Raw genomic sequence first — 20495 nt, 5'->3', positions numbered from 1 at the left:
ATCTGTTACGCTTGAAACTTCGGCTCCCGTTTTTCTAAAAAGGCACGGATTCCTTCTTGGTGATCCTTGGTCCTTCTCATTCTCTCTTGGGCGCTGCGCTCAAGGAATAGCACTTTTTTCAGTTCTTCAATTTGGAGGCTTTGAAAAATAGCTTTCGTTTCGATCATCGCCAAAAGAGGGGAGGCCAACAGGGTTTCGATAATGGGTCTTGCGCCTTCGGCAGGGTCTCCGGCAAATGTCCCATCAAGAAGCCCCATATCGTCAGCTTCCGAGGCAGATAGTTTTTTTCCGCTCCAAATCAGTTTTTTCGCTTTTGCTTCACCGATTCTTTTCTTCAGCAAATAATGTCCTCCGCCGTCCGGAACAAGCCCAATGCCGATAAAATTCATCGCGAGGACGGCGTTTTTTTCAGCGAGCACAATGTCCGCACAAAGCGCCAAACTCAGGCCTAGTCCCGCAGCAGCGCCATGAATGGCTGCAATTGTCACTTTCTTCATCTGATATAAATTCAGGGTGACAGCCTCAATCGTATCCATCAGCCGTTTAAATTGATCAGAGTCATGCTCTGATGTCATCATCCTGATATCACCGCCGGCCGAAAAGCCTTTCCCGCTTCCTCTCAGGAGAACGATGAGCGCCTCGCTTGCAGCCGCCATTTCGACTGCCTCCTTCAATTCAGACAGCATCTGTTCATTCAGGGCGTGATGGGCATCAGGCCGATTCAGGATAATCTCTGCAACGGCCCCATTACATGCATATTGAACAAACTCCATATGAAGCACCTCCATGTATGCGCTTGCTTTTTTCTTTCTCCTATACATTCCCCGCCATCCTCAAATAAACCTTTTTATTTTTCAAGGTCAATAGATACTGAAAAATGCATATTGTTTGAATGGAAACATAAAGTTTTATATAGTGAAATAGAAGGGATATCTTGATGAGAAGGGAGGAAAGGAACATGGATAAATTGCTGATCAGTTTTCTGTTAAGTTTATTTATGGTGTACTTTCCCCCTTCGGACGTGGTTCTGCCTTCCCAGTTTGAAGCAAGCACTGACAGCTATGTGCCTATGTCCTCATATCCGCAGGAAACACAATCGGCAAAAACGCCGTCGCCGGGCAGCATGCACCCGGCTGAGCTGATCAAAGAGTACAGCCCGCTGGCGCAGTCTGTCAGGCAGCTCTCTGTCAAACCACTTGACGAACCGCTGATAAACAGGCTGGAAAAGGCTTTGGCCGTCCCTGTCAAATACCAGTCTAATTACCTCCGAATATAATTTGCTCAAGTTTTATTTGTAACTCACCCCATACTGCCAACACTACATTCGGAGGGATTTTCATTGAATATTAAAGAAAACGATCTGCCGGGCATCGGCAAAAAGTTTGAAATCGAAACAAGAAGCCATGAAAAAATGACGATTATCATTCATGATGACGGAAGAAGGGAAATTTACCGGTTTAATGACCGGGACCCGGATGAGCTTCTTTCAAATATTTCATTGGATGATACTGAAGCAAGGCAAATTGCAGCTATTCTCGGGGGCATGGTCTATAAACCGCAAGCTCTGGAGTCCATCGAAATGGCCTTCAGCGATCTTATTATTGAATGGTTTAAGGTCGAAAAAGGCGCCAAATCGATCGGACGCACACTCGGAGAGCTTGATGTTCGCCAGAATTACGATGTCACTGTGATTGCCATTATCAAACACAACCAGGAAAAGCTCCTAAATCCCGGAGCCGATTCGATTATTGAAGAAAATGACACCCTTGTCCTCTCAGGTGAGAGAAAGCATCTGAAGAAACTGATTCACGATTTTCTTTCTGGAGAGGGCGTGTGAGCCCCGATGGACCATCTTGTATTTGAAGTCGGAACTGCACTTGTCCTTGTGGCAATCGCCAGTGTGATCGCCAATAAAATTAAATTTTCGATTATTCCGTTTCTGATTGTGCTGGGAATGCTTGTTGGACCGCACGCGCCGAAAATAGGGATTATTGATCTAACATTTATTCAAAGCAGTGAAATCATCGAGTTTTTCGGGCGAATGGGCGTACTGTTCCTCCTCTTCTATCTCGGACTCGAATTCTCTGTCGGGAAGTTAATCAAATCTGGAAAATCAATCGCGGTCGGCGGGACGATTTATATTTTGATTAACTTCAGCCTCGGACTGCTTTACGGGTTTATCACCGGATTTTCCTTTCTGGAAGTCCTCATCCTCGCAGGCGTCATCACAATCTCGTCAAGTGCGATTGTCGCAAAAGTGCTCGTTGATTTAAAAAGAACCGCCAATCCGGAAACCGAATTGATTCTCGGCATCATCATGTTTGAAGATATTTTCCTTGCCGTATATCTGTCCGTTGTTTCCGGCCTTGTGCTAGGTGATGCGACATCCGTAGGGAGTGCACTCTTGTCCATTTTGATCGCCTTCGGTTATATGCTGCTGTTTTTTATCGCAGCAAGAAAACTCCCGCCGCTGTTGAACAAACTGTTGGACATTCGCTCAAACGAAGTGTTTATTATCGTCATTTTCGCAGCACTCTTTTTTATCGCCGGGTTTTCCGAGACGATTCATGTAGCGGAAGCAATCGGCGCGCTGTTGCTCGGTTTGGTCTTTTCAGAAACAGAGCATTCCGATAGGATTGAACACCTCGTCGTTCCGTTTCGCGACTTCTTCGGTGCGATGTTCTTTTTCAGCTTCGGCCTCAGCATCGATCCGTTTTCGCTCGGTGAAGCGGTTTGGCTTGCGTTGGGTGCAGTGATTTTGACCATTCTGGGAAATTTTATCGCCGGAATGGTGGCAGGACGACGCGCAGGGCTTTCTCATAAGGCTTCATCGAATATCGGGCTGACGATCGTATCGCGGGGAGAATTTTCGATTATCGTTGCGAATCTCGGAATAGCAGGCGGACTGTCGGCCACATTAAAGCCGTTTGCCGCATTATATGTCCTCATTCTGGCGATTTTGGGACCGCTTGTCACAAAGGAATCAAAACGAATTTACCGCTTGCTGAACAAGGTATTTAAATGGAAGCCTGAGGTTCAGCCCGCAAAAAAACAGGGATAAAAAAAGCAGCACTGTGATCAGTGCTGCTTTGTCGTCTTCTCAAAAATCTGCTCTAAATATTTGATTTTTGCGTCCGTGTAGTGCTCGAAGCGCTCATTGTACGATTTCGGATCTTTCGGATTCGCAAAATGCGTGATTTTCCCTGTATCCCGATCAATAAATTTACTAGCAGCGCCGCAGCCGATGCCGATAATCGTCTGCACCTCTTCCATAATCATAATGTTGTAGATGCTTTCTTGTCCCGGCAAAGAGTATCCGACGTTTTCAAGGTTTCCAAGAATGTTTTTCTGGCGGTATAAATAATAAGGCACGTACCCATGCTCTTTCGTCCAGGCTACCGCGTCTTCCATCATTTGAGAAACCTCTTCCCTGCCGGCAACTTTGTACTTATGCTTGTTTCTCGTCATTTCTGACGCCCGTTTAAATGAAAGAGTATGAACGGTAAGGGATTCCGGCATCAGTTTTTCTGTTTCTGAAAGACTGTGCCTGAACTCCTTCACGCCTTCCCCAGGCAAACCAATAATCAAGTCCATGTTGATATTATTCATGCCGTGCTGGCGTGACAGATGATATTTCTCAATGGTCTCTTCAACCGTATGGTGCCGCCCGATCGCCTTTAGCGTTTCGTTTTCATAGGATTGCGGATTGATGCTTATCCGATCAATGTCATATTTGTTTAAAACGGCGAGTTTTTCTTCTGTAATCGTGTCAGGACGACCGGCCTCCACCGTAATCTCACGAATGTTTTTCACATCCGGGAAGGAGCGGACCATTTCTTCATACAGCAGATCCATCTCCTCCGCTGTAATGCTTGTCGGCGTCCCGCCGCCAAAGTAAATGGTTGTAACCTTAACATCATGCTCCTTCAGCCATTCACCGATTTTCTGCATTTCGTAATGCAGTCCCCATAGGAATGAGCCGACTCTGCCCGCCTGTCCCTGGATGGCATACGCAGGGAATGTGCAATACGCGCATTTTGTCGGGCAGAACGGAATGCCGATATAAATGCTGACTTCATCCTTTACTCGGTACAAATCCGGAACTGCCGCCAGCTGACGGTCAACAATTTCCTGCATTAGCATGATTTTTTCATCATGAATTAAATAGTCTTTTTTCAACTCAGCATGCGCTTGCTCCTTGGACATTCCGCTTTGCAGTTTTTTATGAAGCAGCTTTGTGGGCCGGATTCCTGTCAGGATTCCCCACTTCTGCGTAATGCCCGTATGCGCCTGAAGAAGATTGAGATACACATAAGAAATTGTGTTTTTCACTTGCTTAAAAGCTTCTTTTTCAGTCATGCCGGGAGAAAAATTTTTTGTATGCTGTTCCTTTATGCCAGTACCCTTCACTTCTCCCGAAACCGTCACATGCTCATCCGTTTGTGACAACGCTAAAGAAATGACAAAATCTGCGGGCTCCTCTCCGCCATACGCAAGCTCGCACTCTTCATAAAACAAATTTGCAATATTTTGCAGAGGCCGATGCAGGCGGTCATCATGTATGCCTTCTATTTTAATTTGCAACTTCATCACCTAATTTATCAGATTCAAAACTTTCTTTAGTGTACAGAAATAAACTGCTAAAATCAATCCGGCAAAAAAGCCGCCGCACCTGTCAGGGTGCGAGCGGCTTTTTTACACACGTTTCATGTGGAACTTATCAAGAAATCCTTTTCGCTGCTGCATTCGGAAATATTCCTTCATCATATAAGCGACACCTTGCTCGTCATTGGACCTTGTAACCCAATCTGCCTTTCTCTTAATTTCCGGAACGGCATTCCCCATCGCTACCCCAAGACCTGCAAGTTCGATCATCGGCAGATCGTCATACTGATGCCCAATGGCCACGACATCATCCATACTCAGCCCCAGCTCTGAAGCGACGAGGGCCAACCCCGCTTCCTTCGAGACACCTTTCGGGACGATATTCAGCTTCTCATCGTTTACGCGAATCACGTCCACCGCAGGGAAGGCTTTTGTAATCGTTTCTGTAATGTCATGCTGAATGTCGTGCTCCGTGTACACCTCGATGACGGGTGCACTCACCGGCTCATCCATGAGGAGATCGCTTAATGATTCAACGAACTGGACTGGATAAAAGATCGGGTCAGACGGATGAATGAGTGCTTTCCCCAATAAATTCGAATTCACCTTTTTCTTGTTTCCGATGGAATACTTTTCGTGAAGAAGCCGAATATTGCATTGATAGCTCTCCAGCACTTGAACAATGTTAAAGGTATGATCATCAGAAATTCTTTTTTCAAAAAACGGGGCGTCAATTTTCTCAGCGATATATGCCCCGCTATGGGTGATCAGCTTGGCATCAAGCTTTAGCGATTTCGCTATTTTCTGTGCTGAGCGAAAATGACGGTTGGTCACAAGTGTGACGTAAATCCCTTTTTTCTTTACATATTCAATCGCGTCTTTCGTTGCCTGATGAATCTTCCCGTTCGACCGAAGCAGCGCTCCATCTATATTTAAGGCAAGCAATTGTTTTGACACAGAGATGTCCCCCTCCTTGATGACTGTACTTGTGTATAGGATATGACCCTGTCTCTGTGTTTAGAACAACCTTTTCTTAAAGCAAAAAAAGCCTGGCTCAGCAGACTTTATGTATGGCTTGTTGATAGGATACGATCGAAGCAGCCATTCTCCCTAATATCGTTATTTCGATTTACGAAAAATCATGTATCAGGAACCCCTTGTTTGACCAATGATGCGCTCCGAACACTTACTCTCTGTTGCTTATCCCCTCTATATAACGGCATGATATGCGACCGTATCCATTTGAAATAGGTAAGTGTAGGCGCTTTCAATGCTATTATCTCAGTTTTCCTTGCCGATGACAAGGGTTTTTTTAACTAAAAAAAGTAACCAACTTTTGTATATCCGTGGTAGGATCAGTTGTTAATTTTTAGGACCATACGCTTGATTCAGAACGTATATTCCCATACAATATAAATAATAAACGAAAAAGCGGTGTTTATATGGCTGATTTAAAAGAAATATATAATGAAGAACTGATATCTCAGTTGATCCATCATGTAAGGTCATCCTATCCTGATTTTAACAAAAACAGATTCTTGGATACATTACGGCTGGAGGACTGGCCTGAACTCACTTTAAAAGAGCGGATGCGCCGCATGACAGTTTCTTTATACGAAACTTTGCCAAAGCAATACGTTGAAGCGCTCGCAATTTTACGGGATACAGCCCCTCATTTTAAAGGACTCAGCGGAATTTTATTTCCAGATTATGTGGAACAGTACGGGTTAGCGCATTGGGAAGAATCAATAAAGGCATTGGAATACTTTACGCAATATTCGACCTCAGAATTTGCTGTAAGGCCTTTTTTGCTGTTAGATCAAGAAAAGATGATTGCACAATTGCTTGCATGGTCTGAGCATAAAAATGAACACGTGAGAAGACTTGCGAGCGAAGGCAGCAGGCCCCGACTGCCATGGGGAAAATCGATACCGGCTTTGAAATCGGACCCTTCCCCCGTATTGCCGATCCTTGAGAAGCTGATGCAGGACGAGTCCTTATATGTAAGAAAAAGCGTGGCCAACAACCTTAATGATATATCAAAAACGCATCCTCATTTACTGAGAAAAGTCGCAGATCAATGGTATGGAACACATCCACATACAGACTGGATTATCAAACACGCCTATCGGACCTTATTAAAAAAGGGTGATAAACAGGCCTTAGCGCTTTTTGGTTATGAAAATGCTGATTCGATACAACTACATGATTTAACATGCCAGCCCAAACGTATAGTTATTGGCGAAAGCCTTGAATTTTCTTTCTATATTCATTCAGACAGGGATCAAAAAGTAAGAATTGAGTACGCAATTGATTTTGTAAAAGCAAGAGGCCAGCGTCATCAGAAAGTATTTAAAATAACAGAAACAAATATACGAAAAAACGAAACGAAATCATACACAAGAATCCAATCCTTTAAGGATTTAACCACCAGAAAGCATTACAAAGGAATTCATACATTATCAGTGATCATCAATGGAGAGGTAAAAGATTCATTGGATTTCCAAGTTTGCTGAATGAATAAAAAATCCCTTCTTATCCAAGAAGGGATTTTGCTGATTAGCCTTCAACACTGCCGTAAAGCTCTTCTAAAGGCTTCATAATGATTTTGTTCAATTCACCAATCAGCATGCTCATGCGCTGCTCCGCTTCCATCAGCTGAGAAATTTTCTCGTGCTGCTGTACAAGCGCAACTGTTTTTTGAGCCTGCGTCACTTCTTCTTGTGTAATCTCTTCTCCTGCCATTTGTTTTTGCTGGAGTCTAAGCTGTACATCACGGAAGTTTTCGAACATGCGCTTCGCTGATTCATCTGCGTTAACTTCGTCGTAAAGGTTTTTTAAACGGGTGAACTCTTCGCTCCCGCGTAATGCATTTTCCAGATCATACGCTACATCATAAAAATTAACAGCCATTGTAAATAGCTCCTTTCATCATTGCCGTTTGACATACCACTCCACTATAACAGACTATGGAGCTCCTTTCATTAATCAAAAACCATTTCTTCTTAAAAAAGGATGACAAACAGTGCTTGAATCGCGCCTATCATTCCGCCGAGAAGGCCCCCCAAATAGGTAATCATTTTAAATTCTTTTTTTGAAATGGACAGCACCATTTCTTCAAGACGCTCCACCGGGAACTGATCCACCTGCTCCTTGACGATTTCCTCAAGACGCAACCGTTTTAAGACACTTTCAAGGTTGGACGAAATCCCTTCAAGCAATTTGTCTAACAGTGCCGGCAGCATTTGCTGGGTCAGCTCAGATTCATAGCGGACGGTAAGCGTGCCAATCGTATTGTCGAAGAAAGGGGCAGTCGAAAATGCTTGCAGCACTCTTCGTTTCAAACTGAAAATGAGCGCCTTTGCATTCCATTTTTCATCTGCTTCATTAAACGTATACTCCCTCAGCTTGCCCCATTCGTTTTTTAAGAGATCAGAAAGCAATTTATTTGTTTCCTCATTCCGCAAGAATTTCAGCAGCTCCGGCAGCACGCGATCCGCAAGGCTTGAATTGCCAAGAAACATTTGCACCATGCTTCCAAGCATGCCGCGCTCTTTTAAAAAGTCATCAATCATATTGCCAAGACGGATTTTTCCTTCATCACTTTCAAAATAACGGACACTCCGTGACAATATATATCCTGAAATCATCGGAATCTTTTCCTCTAGCTTTTCCTGCACCTCTATAGGCACCAGCTCTTTTAACGATTGGTGCCCGTATTGGCGGAAAAGCTCATTCAGCTTATCATCCGTCCAGCTGCTGATCCATGCATCAGCAGCTTTTTCGGGGCGCTTCATCCCGGCTTTTTCAAGCGCTTCTTTTACTGTCACTTCAGAAAGTGACAGCTTTTGAATCAGCTGTTCCCCCACTCGAAGAGCCTGCGTTTTGGCTGCATCAGAGACGAGCCGCTTTTTAATGCCTTCAGGGGTTAAGAGATGATTGACTACCATCAGTCCCATTTGTTTTGCAAGTTCATCTCGCCGTCTCGGAATCAGCCCGGGCGTAAAAGGAACTCGTTTCCCAAACAAATAGTATGCTTTATACGGCCTAAACAGCATTTGAATTGCTAAATGATTGGTCACCGCTCCAATGGCAGCGCCGATCACGATCATAAAAATAAAGGTTCCTGCAATACCCATTCCTATTCATCTTCCTCCATCTGTGCTTCAGCTTTTTTCATATAGATTATGTACCTATACGTATTATAGAGGCTCATGCAATCACTTAGCAAACGAGGAGACAAATTCCTATTCTTAGAAAATCAGCTTGTTCTTTTGGAATAGGGCAAGGTGGAGAATCGTATTCTGTAAAGTAGAATACCGTCAGCTGCGTTCGTCTTACATGTATTTAGTGTAAAGCTGCGGACACCCGCCGGCAGCTTTTGAATAAAAGGGGGAGTCTCACCATGATAACACTCGGTTTTATGTCCTTATCCCGCCAGCATGAAGCGGATTATTCCGCAGAACTGGCCAAAAGAGCACCCGAATTCGGCATACGTTTCATCCGGTTTACACCATTTGATATTTCACCTGACACTTTGCGTGTCAAAGCATCGGTCTATCATTCGGCCAGCAGCACATGGAACGAAACTGAAATGGCGATTCCAGATTATATTTATGATCGCTGTTTTTACGGCAAGGATTCACATTCCCAAAAAGCAAAACCAATCGTTGAGTGGCTCAAAAAATATCCGAAAACGGAATTTATTGGGCGGGGTCTTCCCGATAAGTGGACCGTCCTTCACGATTTGCAGCAGCACTCTGTAATCAATCCCTATATTCCCGAAACGATAAAGGTGAACCGCTACGAACAAATTCACTCCTTTTTATCCAAAGAAAAAGCCTGCATCCTTAAACCGGCATTCGGCGCGGGAGGCAGAGGCGTGATTCTTTTGAAGCTGGGCAAGAAAAACATCACTGCTACTTATCACATCGGAAAGGATAAGCAGACAAAAACGTTTTCCAACCAGACTTCTTTTAAAACATGGTGCAAAAAAGTGCTTCAGCATCAATATTTGCTTCAGCCTTACTTAAACATTCAAGATAAGGAACAATACCCTTGTGATATTCGTCTGTTTATGGAAAAAAACGAAGCAGGTGAATGGAATACAGTCGGAAAGGCAGTAAGACGCGGATACAAACACGGGCTGCTGGCCAATTTGTCAGGCGGATCTGATGCGCTGACATTTGACTCCTGGTTTGAAGATATACCGAAAAAACAGCAAGTGGTTTTACTAGATGATGTGTTTTCGATTACCCAATCGGTTCCGTATTATCTTGACGAGCGCTACGGGCCGTTGTTTGAACTCGGTCTTGATATATGTCTTGCAAAGGACGGGAGAATTTGGATTTTAGATATCAATTCCAAACCGGGCAGGAAGTCAATCCTTCGTGTCTCTCCCGAGCAAAAAGAACAGCTGTACACTTGTCCCCTAAAGCGCTGCCAATATCTGTTTTCTGAGCAAAGCCAGAAAGGAGTTCTTCCGCGTGAATCCTAAACGGTTTTTGATCGGCATAGACAAAACCAGTGAAAACACCCTGTTTCTGCCCTCTTCGCTGAAGCAAGACGGACTTTTGCATGCCGCATTCGGAACGAAGGTTGTCAGATGCCACGTTGCTTACAGACGGCATCTGGAACAAACCGTGCTTCTCTCTGAAAATCTGTTTCATGAGCTTTTGCTTCCCCACCGAAGCAGGGCTGATATACTGATTCATGATCATACAGTGCATATCGGGCCATTAGTCGGCATCTTTACGGCAGGGTTTACTGTATCTCTTGAACGTCCATTTAAGGATCGTTCCCTCTTTTTTTCTAAGCTTGTCACGTTACACGAGCAAGCCGGAGGCTACTGCTTCGTTTTTGGCGCGCACCAAATCAATTGGGAGGAAGGCACGATTGAAGGCCTCCTTTACAGGGAAAACGGCTGGGAGAAAAAAATCGTTCCATTGCCGAACGTCGTTTATGACCGTTTGCCGAACCGAAAAATTGAAGATTCACTTCTCTTGCAACATACAAAAAAGAGGCTGATCGATGAATATCAGATCCCATGGTTTAATAAAACGTTTTTCAATAAATGGAACGTTCATCAATTGCTCGAAAAAGATCCGAGAACGGCACCCTTTTTGCCTAGATCCGAGCTGACACCGTCTGTGGAGCTGATAGATGAGCTCTGTGGCGCATACAAAAAAGTCTATATCAAACCGGCAAATGGAGCACTCGGCACCGGCATTTATCAGCTGACAAGAACAGATGGCGGCCTGACGGTAAAGCATACGAATGACGCCAAAACATTTACTTCGATTGATTATTCCGATGCCGCCTCATTCCTTGCAGAATTTCAAAAACAGCACAACCCGTCCGACTTTCTCATTCAGCAAGGTGTTGATCTAATCGAATTTCAAGGCAAACCAGCAGATTTCCGTGTCCATACCAATAAAAACAGAAAAGGAAAATGGACAGTGACAGCAATCGCCGTAAAAATTTCCGGAAAGAACAGCATTACAACACATCTTTCTAACGGCGGCACTGTAAAGACACTTGCGGAAGTATACGATGATCCCGCTGAAAGAGTTGAGGTCATAAAAAAGCTTTCTGCAGCGGCACTGACGGCAAGCCATGTCCTTCATGATCATATCGAGGGGTTTATCGGGGAGATCGGTTTCGATTTTGGCATTGATCAGAACGGTAAAGTATGGATGTTTGAAGCGAATTCGCGCCCGGGCCGAAGCATTTTTTCTCATCCAAATTTGCATCATGTTGATTCTCTTACAAAACGAAGAAGCTTTGAATACGCGTCCTATTTATCTGAGAAGGCAATCACATCTCCTGAAGCATTGTGGCCTTCGTAACCTGTCCGCTTTTTTAATAAAGCGGGCTTATCTTTATCCAAGGCTGGGACAAACTGCATATTAAGGCCTCTTCAATGATGTTCTGGAACAATGATACAATGAACATAAGCCGTTTATATTCAGGTCAATTGATACCAAATGTAAGGAGCGTGGCCGTTATGATTTCTCATTTCAGCTGGAAACCTTTGTTCCCAAAAGAAAAGCTGCCCGGTTGGAAAATATCATTTTATTATAAAGGAACCCATTATGAAGGCATCTATCATAAGAGCGGTGAAATTGAATGGGGAGACTTGTTTCCCGCCCGCGCTGACGAGCCTGCTCTTACAAACGAGATACATGAACTGATGCTTTTTCATATTTATGACTAGCTTAGCCTAAACGGCTAAGCTTTTTTTGCTTTCTCAAGATTTACCACACAATTCTCCGCATGAGTTTCCGGCCATTTTAACATAATACGTAGTAACAAGCCGACAAAGCATTGGGTTACGCCGAGGCGGCAGTGACATCCGATAAGGGTTCACAGATCTGGTGCAACTCCAGTTAACCCAACCATACTAAATAAAAAGGAGATTTTACACATGGCTAACCAAAACTCTTCAAATGACTTACTAGTTCCTGGCGCAGCTCAGGCTATCGATCAAATGAAACTTGAAATCGCTTCTGAATTCGGCGTTAACCTTGGAGCGGACACTACTTCTCGCGCTAACGGTTCTGTCGGAGGAGAAATCACAAAACGTTTAGTATCTTTCGCTCAGCAGCAAATGGGCGGCAGAGTTCAATAACAATTCAATATATGGCTATAGAGGGCGCGGTTTCCGCGCTCTCTTTTTTTGTCACCCTTTTTTCCTGCTCCACATATCCTAGAAAAAAAGGGAGGGAATCGGGGTGTCATTCATCACCATTGTGAATTGGGAGCTGGTTCAGTTCGTAAGTGTATCCATGATTCATGAATATGTTTCCCATCGTTCTGTTTATTTGTACAGGTATTCTTTCCCGCGCTGTTCAAACTGAGAACATCCTTTTATAATGAAAGGCGAGGAGGTTTTTTGATGAAAATCGCTTTATTAGGAGCCAGCGGCCGCGTCGGACAGGCCTTTTTAACACAAGCTGCAGCAGATGAAAGATTTGATATTTTCGCTCTGATCAGATCTCAACATACTGATCTTCCCCTTTCAAAAGACAGAACCGTCATGGGGAACGCCCGCCGCTTAGAAGATGTGAAAAAAATAATGGAGAATGCTGAAATCGTGATCAGCTGTCTAGACACAGATGGTGATGATACCTTGTCAACTGCTATGGCACACATTCTCTCCGCTATGGAGGAACAGCATATCAAACGGCTTATTACGATCGGCACCGCAGGGATCCTAGATTCCCGATATGAACCGGGAAAATACCGGTTTGAAACAAATGAATCGAAACGAAAGCAGACCCGCGCAGCCAAGGAGCATACAAAAGTATACGAAATGCTTAAAGAATCATCATTAGACTGGACAATCATCTGCCCCACTTACCTCCCGGACGGAACAGCAACCGGCGTATATCGTACGGAGCGTAACGTTTTGCCTGAGGGCGGCACAAGCATTTCGGTCGGCGATACTGCGGACTTTTTATATCGTGAGCTCGTTACAGGTAAGTATGTCGGATACCGTGTCGGACTGGCTTATTGACTACATAAACCAAAAACCCAAAACACGATTGTTTTGGGTTTTTTGAGCGTTATGCAATGGAATGTTTCTGTCCCTTTTGCAGTTCATACATTTGATAATATTGGCCTTCTAATGCCATCAGTTCCTCGTGGTTCCCTCTCTCAACAATTTCTCCTTTATCAAGAACCAAAATCTGATCAGCATTTCTGATTGTTGAAAGCCGGTGAGCGATGACGAAGGTGGTGCGTCCTTGTTTGACGACATCAAGCGCCTTCTGGATTACGGCCTCTGTCTCTGTATCAATATGCGCTGTAGCTTCATCTAAAATCAAGATCGCGGGATCAAACGCCAAAGCTCTAGCGAAAGAAATTAACTGCCGCTCTCCCGAGGATAGCGTGCTGCCTTTTTCAATCACGGGCTCATTAATGCCCTTCGAAAGCTTCTTTAGAAGAGGCTCAGCACCGACTTGCCGCAGTGCATTTTTTATTTCTTCTTCAGTCATTCTTTCGTCATCCAGACTTACATTAGATCCGATTGTACCCGAGAATAAGTACGGGTCCTGAAGCACAATGCCCATATGGGATCTGAGTTCCTGTCTTGACATGTTGTAAATGCTTCTCCCATCAATCAGAATATCACCTTTTTGCGCATCATAAAAACGAAACAGAAGATTCAAAATCGAGCTTTTTCCTGATCCGGTATGGCCGACGAGCGCTACGGTTTCGCCTTTTTGTGCAGTAAAGGAAATATGCTTTAATACCTCCTCACCTTCTTGATACGCAAATGACACATCACGAAATTCAACCCGCCCCAGCGCACGCTCCTTCGCCGGTTCACCCGCTTCTTCCGTTTTCTTTTCTTCAAGCAGTTCAAAAACACGCCCGGCGGAGACCCTTGCAAGCTCCAGCTTTGAAAACTGATTGACGATGCCTGTGATCGGCTGAAATAACCGGTTCAAATAATCGACAAACGCGTACAGCACACCGATAGAAACAATCCCGGCCGCATTCAGGCTCGCACCGCCAAAATGCCAGATCAGACAGACGAACGCAAGATTGCGGATGACATTGACCAGATTATGGGACATTAAGGAGTTTAAATTCAGCATCCTGTTTTGGAAATAAAAATGTGATTCATTTAATTCCTCAAATTCTCTCATTGTTTCCTTTTGATGGCGGAAAGCCTGAATAATGGTCATGCCTTGAATTGACTCATTCATTTTTGCGTTAATGTCACTGTTGATCGAGCGGATTTTTTGGTTGTAATATGACGCATATCTCCGGTATATGACCGACCACAGCCAGATAATCGGCACAATTGCCAGACATACAAACGCAAGCTTCACATCAAGCAGAAACAAGGCCGTGAATATCCCGAACATATAGATTCCGCTTGTCACAAATGTTGAAAGCACTGTGACATATAAATCCCTGATAGCCTCCGTATCATTGGTAATCCGCGCAACGACTTTTCCGGCCGGAAGGTTGTCAAAATAGCGAATCGGCATTTTCTGTATGTGCGAAAACACGTCCTGCCTCATCTTTTGAATAATCCGATTGGCACTCATCTGCAGCAGATAATGCTGTCCGTATTGAAAGAATACCGAAAACACGAGCAAGCCCCCATACAGGCAGATCAGTAACACCATTCCCTTTATTTCCGGCTGATAGAACTGGAAAAGTTCCTGCTTAGTCAGCTTTTCGGCAGCATATGCTCGGCTCTTGTCTCCGTTTATGATCGTCAGCTTCCCGTCAGAAACCGTTCTATGCCCGTCGAAGCTGACAGCCTGATCAACAAAATAGAACGCCATTCCCACTTGATAAATATGCGCTTCTTTTGCTTTTGAAACAGGCTCCTGCAAGCGGTCCTCTCTGACATATGAGACGCCGTGAAACTGAACGGCATTTTTATCTTTTTCCGCAGCTTCATACCATGTTTTCTCAATGCCGAGGATATGGTCGTCTATCATTTTTTTGCCAATAAAGGGCCCAGTCAGTTCTGCACCGACGGCAACAGCTAGCAAAAGGACGGCTGTGATCAGCAATTTTCGATAAAGAAGTGCGTATCTCCATAACGTTTTTCCTATTTTCATGCCCCTGCTCCCCCTTCTTCCGCAGTGAACAGCTGCTGTCTTTCATATTGTTCCCGGTACCACCCATTATTGGCCAGCAGTTCTTGATGTGTGCCTCTCTCAGCAATGACGCCGCCGTCCATCACAAGGATCAGGTCAGCGTGCTCTACCGCGGATAATCGGTGCGTCAAAATCATTGTCGTTTTTCCTTTGCGGTTTTCTCTGATGTTCTTGATAATTGCAGCCTCTGTTTTGGCATCTACAGCGGATAGTGAATCATCCAGAATCAAGATTTCCGGATTCGCCATGAGTGCTCTCGCAATCGAAATTCTTTGTTTCTGCCCGCCTGACAGTGCCACGCCTTTTTCACCGACCATTGTCTCCAGACCGGACGGAAGCATGTGCAAATCTTTTTCAAAATGTGCTTCGGCAATGGCTTGCTGAACCTCTTTATCAGTTGCATCCTGTTTTCCGTATAAAATATTTTCTTTTACAGTCCGTGAAAACAGTAAATGATCCTGAGGCACATATCCGATCCATCCGCGAAGCCGGTCAAGAGGGATTTGCTGAATCGGTACGCCTGAAAATGTAATGCTCCCTTCACCTGGAGGATACTGGCGCAAAAGCTGCTTAATAATTGTGGTTTTTCCGCTCCCGGTTTTACCTGCAATCCCGACAGTCTGCCCTTTTCGCACCGTAAATGAAATATCCTGAAGATTGTCACTTGTTGAGCTTGGATATGTAAAGCTGACATGACTGAAAACGATATCTCCAGGCTCTTTAAGATCAGCGGGCTGTTTTGGATCTGTCACATCCGTTTCATAAGAAAGAGTTTCATTTACCCGGTCTAATGACGCATTGCCGCGCTGCATCACGTTAATGAGTTCACCGATTGCAAACATCGGCCAAATCATCATGCCTAGATAAACGTTAAAGGACACTAACTCTCCAAGCGTCAGCTCGTTCCGGAATACAAGAAACGCTCCGTAGCCGAGCCCAATCAGATAGCTTGCGCCGACAAGCAGTTTCACCGTCGGCTCAAACAGGGAATCAATAAAAGCCACTTTCATATTTTTCTGATAAACATCAGCGGTCATTTCATTAAACCGGCGAACATCGTTTGTTTCCTGAACATACGCGCGAATCACCCGCACGCCTGAAACAGATTCCAGCACTCTGTCATTCAGCGCCCCGAACGCGTTTTGGGCCTCAGTAAACCGCTCATGAATTTTACTTCCATATAGACTGATTGCAATCGCCATGACTGGAAGCGGGATAATGGCGGCAAAGGTCAGCTTCCAGCTGATCAAAAACCCCATCGTCAAAAAGATCGTCATCATAAACATCGTAGAATCGACTAACGTCAAGATGCCAAACCCTGTCGTTAAACTGACGGCCTGAAGATCATTTGTCCCTCGTGCCATTAAATCGCCTGTCCGGTTTTTTTCATAAAACGGCGGCGACATAGTCAGCAAATGCCCCATCAGCTTCGTACGAAGAATTTTCTCCATCAGATTCGCTCCGCCAAACAGCTGATGCATCCAAAAATAAGACATGATATACACGGCCGCCGTCAGCACAAAAAAGATACCGATATAAAACAGCAGCCCTTCCGCAGTAAACGCCCCTGCTTTCATATCATCTATGGCGTTCCCCAAGAGCTTAGGCGGAAACATTTCAATGACATTGACTGCTAATAAAAGGACAATCGCAATCGTATAGCGCAGCCAGTACGCCTTAAAAAACCAGCCAAGCTTTTTCAAAACTGAAAACATCTATCCCCATCTCCTCATCAGCCGCCTTCTATTTTTTCCTTGCAGCTTTTTTCATCCAATTTGGCACGAACAGCCCTCGCCTCTGTATTTGTCTTCACATCCCATACACCTGTCTTTCCTTAGATTTTGTATATAAAAAAGGCATGAAGCGTCAGCTCCATGCCTTTTTTAACCGATATGTTACGCACAGCGCTTTTCAGCGCGCGGTCCGACCTAAAAAACCGTTCACGAAAACAGAACAAAAGATTTGCCGCGCCAATATGAAACTGTTTGATAAACACGCAAATTCCTTGGCATAGCAAACCCTCCTTCCATTCTGATTTCATCTTTTTATCATCATATAAACAAAACCTTTTATTGTCAATCATTACTTGAATAGGAAAAGGTTAATTGTACTCAAATTCGGGTAGTAGTGTTGTAAGACGCTTTGAAAGGGTGAGAAGGATGTTCCATGCTGACCGTATCATTGTTGCGTTTGACGGAAGTGAAAATAGTAAGAAAGCGCTTCAGACAGCCATTGATCTTGCTAAAACCGTAAATGCCACTATTACCGTCGCCCATTCACATGATATGAAAGACAATCAGACCGTCATCGACCCGCCCAGACCCGCAGCTGAGGCAAGCTATATCAGCGGAGGCGTGACAAGTGTTCCTGATCCACTGATATCGGATGTAACATCACCTGAGCCAATGATCTATGAAGACCGTACGGAAGAAGTCATCGCCGAAGCCAGAATGATGCTGAATGAACAGCAGGCAGATGGAGATATCGATATATTAGAAGGCGATCCGGCTGAATCAATTATCGAGCATGCAAACCGCATTTCTGCCGATATGATCGTAACCGGAAGCAGAGACCAAAACAGGCTGAAAAAGCTAATATTCGGAAGTGTAAGTGAAAAGCTTTCAGCAAAATCGGATATACCCGTCCTGATTGTAAAGTGAGCACGCCCTGTGCTCACTTCTTTTATATTCATAATTGTGAAAAAACATAGATTTTCGTTTTTTTCTGTTATAATGCTTTCGTGCCCAAAAGCACAAAAGCATTAAAGATAAATATGGGGTGTTATTTTGGATTCTCAAAAAAAGCTGACGTTTCCGTTAGCCGTCGGTTTATTTATATTCATGTTATGCATTATTATTTCTTGCTTATTCTTGCTTCATGTAGAACCTCATATCCCGCTGTTTTTAAGTGTTGTCATGCTTTCAGCAGCAGCTTTATGGTTTGGATTTTCCTGGAAGAGCATTGAAAAAGGGATTGTAGATGGGATCAAAAACGGCGTACAGCCGATTATTGTTCTAGCGCTGATCGGCATCTTAATCGGCGCCTGGATGTACAGCGGCGCAATACCGACTGTGACAGTTTATGCCCTAGCCTTTATTGAACCAAGCCACCTTCTGTTGACTGCTTTGTTTTCATGTATGATTATCAGCACACTTGTTGGCTCAAGCCTGACAACTGTAAGCACAATCGGAGTAGCGCTGATTGGCGTGGCGAGCGCGGCTGGCGTTCCGCTTGAATGGACAGCAGGCGCAGTCATATGCGGCGCTTGTTTTGGGGATAAAATGTCGCCGATGTCGGACACAACCAACTTTGCAGCCGGGATAGGCGAAATACCGATCTTTGAACACATTCGCCATATGATGGGCACAACCATTCCAGCTTTGCTCGTCACTGTCGTTCTGTTTTACTTTCTCGGTTCATCAGTGTCAGCGGACGCTGCTTCAACCGATAATATTCAGCAGGTCATAACCGGAATAAAAGATGCTGCAAACGTGACACCGTGGGCCCTTCTTTCTCCGCTCTTAGTCGTTTTGCTGGCAATTAAACGGGTATCAGTAATCCCCGTTCTGACTGCCGGAATTATTTCCTCGGGAATTTTGACTGCTATTTTTGTACCCGACAGCAGCCTGCAGGCGTTTATGACAGCTTTGCAAAATGGCACAACTTTCGAAACTGACAATGAGGCAGCCGCTAAAATTATCAACAGAGGCGGACTGCAATCCATGATGGGCTCTGTCTCTCTCATTATGATTGCTTTTGCACTTGGCGGATTGATGGAGAAAATCGGATTGATTTCTGCACTATTGGAAGGCGTCATGAAAGGCATCCGCTCAAAAGGCCGTCTTGTTGCAGCAACTGTCTGCTCAAGCATCGGCGTCAACTTGGCAACCGGCGAACAGTATTTATCGATATTAATACCGGGACAATCATTTAAATCCTTATATGACAAACAAAACATCCAGCGAAAATTTCTGACAAGGTCATTAGAGGACGGCGGAACATTAATTAACCCATTGATTCCTTGGGGCGTCAGCGGCGCATTTATGGCGAGCGCACTTGGTGTTCCAGTCATAGACTACATCCCGTTTACGTTCTTCCTCTATATATCGCCGATGATCTCCATTTTGATTGGATTTGTTAAAAAATAAAAAGAGCTCCGCTGTATAAAGCGGGCTCTTTTCTTCGTTCATTTATGAAATGCTAGCAGCCTGTTGAATGCTTTCTTGAAAAGCAGCCTGAAGCTGTTTGGTCACCGGTCCGGGTTTCCCGCTTCCGACCGATTGTCCATCGAGCGTCACGACCGGAATAATTTCTGCCGTCGTTGACGAAATAAAGATCTCTTCCGCCTGTTTCAACTCTTCTTCACTGACAGGAGTCTCATCCAGTTTGATCCCATTCTTTTCAATCAGTCCTAAAATATTCATCCGTGTAATTCCATTGAGAATGAGCCGGTTAGCTGGATGTGTTCGCACCGTGCCGTTGATAACGGCATAAACGTTAGAGGATGTACCCTCCGTAACAACGCCGTCCCTAAGTAAAATGGCTTCAAATGCTCCCGCTTCATAGGCCTTTTGCTTTGTCATGACATTATACAGTAAATTCAGACTTTTGATATCACATCTTAGCCAGCGAAGATCCTCATCTGTAATGGCCGCCACTCCGTATGCCTGCTCTTGCTCCGGTTTTTTCACCGTAAACGTATAAGCAGTAGTCTGCGGCTCGAGGCCGGCTTCATACTGGTGTTTTCGCGGGGCCACACCTCTTGTTGTCTGAATGTATACCGCTCCCTCACTGACCGCATTTTCCTGTACAAGCTTTTGCAGGTCCCACTCGAGATCTTCTATACTGAATGGCAGTGAAATTCCGATTTCAGCAGCACTTCTGAAAAAACGCTCAGCATGCTCACGTAAGCCAAACAATACTCCTTTGTACACCCTGATCACTTCATAGATGCCGTCACCAAACTGATAACCGCGATCTTCCAAATCGATTGATGCTTCACTGCGCCCAATCAGCCGGCCATTGACTAAAACCTTCATAAAAGCCCTCCCTTTTCGAGATGTCCCTGATGTAATTCAAGCTGTCATTGTCACTAATTCTACCATATTGGACAAGCTGAAAAACAAAAAGATCAAGAGATCTATAGCGGAAAGGAGTTTATTTTTTCCTTAAAATCTGACATTTCGACAAATTTTCTATGTGCTTTCCAGTTTTATTCCTGTATACTTGACTGGTAATACATAGGTTGTAAACATAAGGCAT

Annotated in this window: 21 protein-coding genes; 12 read left to right on the top strand and 9 right to left on the bottom strand. The window is 44.5% G+C overall.

Translation table 11 applies throughout. The annotated features are described in order from the left end of the window. Positions 1-5: 5 nt before the first annotated feature. Entirely contained in the window at positions 6-773 is a 768-nt protein-coding gene (locus MHH79_RS05360) for an enoyl-CoA hydratase (RefSeq protein WP_015483023.1), read from the bottom strand. Between the two features lie 164 nt (positions 774-937). On the opposite strand from MHH79_RS05360, the gene khtS reads away from it, so the two are divergent. The 3 genes from khtS (at position 938) to khtU (ending at position 3061) form a co-directional block, all read left to right on the top strand. Beyond that, positions 938-1276 carry a K(+)/H(+) antiporter modulator KhtS gene (gene khtS, locus MHH79_RS05355; protein ID WP_010886463.1) on the top strand — a complete coding sequence of 113 codons (339 nt, stop codon included), beginning with the start codon at positions 938-940 and terminating at the stop codon, positions 1274-1276. Positions 1277-1339: 63 nt separating this feature from the next. Beyond that, positions 1340-1837, top strand: a complete 498-nt coding sequence (gene khtT / locus MHH79_RS05350) for a K(+)/H(+) antiporter subunit KhtT (RefSeq protein WP_015383233.1) — start codon at positions 1340-1342, stop codon at positions 1835-1837. Between the two features lie 6 nt (positions 1838-1843). Then, positions 1844-3061: a K(+)/H(+) antiporter subunit KhtU gene (gene khtU, locus MHH79_RS05345; RefSeq protein WP_063334972.1), complete on the top strand. Its 1218-nt coding sequence runs from the start codon at positions 1844-1846 to the stop codon at positions 3059-3061. 17 nt (positions 3062-3078) lie between these two features. Here khtU and MHH79_RS05340 read toward each other — a convergent pair whose 3' ends face one another. Both MHH79_RS05340 and MHH79_RS05335 read right to left on the bottom strand, forming a co-directional pair. Beyond that, positions 3079-4584, bottom strand: a complete 1506-nt coding sequence (locus MHH79_RS05340) for a coproporphyrinogen III oxidase (RefSeq protein ID WP_063334971.1) — start codon at positions 4582-4584, stop codon at positions 3079-3081. A 111-nt stretch (positions 4585-4695) separates the two neighbouring features. Next, a complete protein-coding gene (locus MHH79_RS05335; protein ID WP_003233277.1) occupies positions 4696-5562 on the bottom strand; it encodes a Cof-type HAD-IIB family hydrolase in 867 nt (288 codons plus the stop codon). 485 nt (positions 5563-6047) lie between these two features. On the opposite strand from MHH79_RS05335, the gene MHH79_RS05330 reads away from it, so the two are divergent. After that, entirely contained in the window at positions 6048-7121 is a 1074-nt protein-coding gene (locus MHH79_RS05330; protein ID WP_063334970.1) for a DNA alkylation repair protein, read from the top strand. Positions 7122-7164: 43 nt separating this feature from the next. On the opposite strand, the gene MHH79_RS05325 is transcribed toward MHH79_RS05330, so the two are convergent. Both MHH79_RS05325 and MHH79_RS05320 read right to left on the bottom strand, forming a co-directional pair. After that, the gene (locus MHH79_RS05325; RefSeq protein WP_003224239.1) at positions 7165-7518 is read right to left on the bottom strand and encodes a YlbF family regulator; all 354 of its coding nucleotides are present in this window, start codon (positions 7516-7518) and stop codon (positions 7165-7167) included. A gap of 92 nt (positions 7519-7610) precedes the next feature. After that, positions 7611-8744 carry a DUF445 domain-containing protein gene (locus MHH79_RS05320; protein WP_063334969.1) on the bottom strand — a complete coding sequence of 378 codons (1134 nt, stop codon included), beginning with the start codon at positions 8742-8744 and terminating at the stop codon, positions 7611-7613. Between the two features lie 266 nt (positions 8745-9010). On the opposite strand from MHH79_RS05320, the gene spaC reads away from it, so the two are divergent. From spaC to MHH79_RS05290, 6 genes are all read left to right on the top strand, one after another. Next, entirely contained in the window at positions 9011-10102 is a 1092-nt protein-coding gene (spaC, locus tag MHH79_RS05315; protein ID WP_003233283.1) for a spore coat associated protein SpaC, read from the top strand. Then, the gene (yheD, locus tag MHH79_RS05310) at positions 10092-11453 is read left to right on the top strand and encodes a spore coat associated protein YheD (protein ID WP_015383228.1); all 1362 of its coding nucleotides are present in this window, start codon (positions 10092-10094) and stop codon (positions 11451-11453) included. Before spaC ends, yheD begins: the two co-directional genes overlap by 11 nt. A gap of 149 nt (positions 11454-11602) precedes the next feature. Then, positions 11603-11821 (top strand): YheE family protein, encoded by a 219-nt coding sequence (locus tag MHH79_RS05305; RefSeq protein ID WP_010886462.1) that lies wholly within the window; start codon positions 11603-11605, stop codon positions 11819-11821. Positions 11822-12031: 210 nt separating this feature from the next. Next, positions 12032-12235, top strand: a complete 204-nt coding sequence (gene sspB / locus MHH79_RS05300) for a beta type acid-soluble spore protein SspB (protein WP_003233287.1) — start codon at positions 12032-12034, stop codon at positions 12233-12235. A 103-nt stretch (positions 12236-12338) separates the two neighbouring features. Then, positions 12339-12464, top strand: coding sequence for a hypothetical protein (locus tag MHH79_RS05295; RefSeq protein ID WP_003245136.1), 126 nt, complete (start codon positions 12339-12341; stop codon positions 12462-12464). A 38-nt stretch (positions 12465-12502) separates the two neighbouring features. After that, positions 12503-13123 carry an SDR family oxidoreductase gene (locus tag MHH79_RS05290; RefSeq protein WP_063334968.1) on the top strand — a complete coding sequence of 207 codons (621 nt, stop codon included), beginning with the start codon at positions 12503-12505 and terminating at the stop codon, positions 13121-13123. Between the two features lie 49 nt (positions 13124-13172). Here the strand turns inward: MHH79_RS05290 and bmrD are convergent, their stop codons facing one another. The 3 genes from bmrD to MHH79_RS05275 all read right to left on the bottom strand — a co-directional run bounded on the left by bmrD (position 13173) and on the right by MHH79_RS05275 (position 17229). Next, on the bottom strand, positions 13173-15194 hold the full coding sequence (gene bmrD, locus MHH79_RS05285) for a multidrug resistance ABC transporter ATP-binding protein/permease BmrD (protein WP_063334967.1): 2022 nt from the start codon (positions 15192-15194) through the stop codon (positions 13173-13175). Beyond that, positions 15191-16948, bottom strand: a complete 1758-nt coding sequence (gene bmrC / locus MHH79_RS05280; RefSeq protein ID WP_063334966.1) for a multidrug ABC transporter ATP-binding protein BmrC — start codon at positions 16946-16948, stop codon at positions 15191-15193. The genes bmrD and bmrC overlap by 4 nt, the downstream gene beginning before the upstream one ends. Before the next feature lie 119 nt (positions 16949-17067). Next, positions 17068-17229: a hypothetical protein gene (locus MHH79_RS05275; protein WP_010886461.1), complete on the bottom strand. Its 162-nt coding sequence runs from the start codon at positions 17227-17229 to the stop codon at positions 17068-17070. 163 nt (positions 17230-17392) lie between these two features. Between MHH79_RS05275 and MHH79_RS05270 the strand changes: the two genes are divergently transcribed. Beyond that, entirely contained in the window at positions 17393-17893 is a 501-nt protein-coding gene (locus MHH79_RS05270; protein WP_015383222.1) for a universal stress protein, read from the top strand. 126 nt (positions 17894-18019) lie between these two features. Continuing rightward, a complete protein-coding gene (nhaC, locus tag MHH79_RS05265) occupies positions 18020-19381 on the top strand; it encodes a Na+/H+ antiporter NhaC (protein ID WP_319932082.1) in 1362 nt (453 codons plus the stop codon). A 42-nt stretch (positions 19382-19423) separates the two neighbouring features. On the opposite strand, the gene dat is transcribed toward nhaC, so the two are convergent. After that, on the bottom strand, positions 19424-20272 hold the full coding sequence (gene dat / locus MHH79_RS05260; protein ID WP_015483020.1) for a D-amino-acid transaminase: 849 nt from the start codon (positions 20270-20272) through the stop codon (positions 19424-19426). Positions 20273-20495: the final 223 nt, after the last annotated feature.

It is taken from the genome of Bacillus sp. FSL K6-0993 (genome assembly GCF_037977205.1).
Classification (GTDB): Bacteria; Bacillota; Bacilli; order Bacillales; family Bacillaceae; genus Bacillus; species Bacillus subtilis.
Note: the sequence above shows the minus strand (reverse complement) of the source record. Positions and strands in the feature narration are given on the sequence as shown.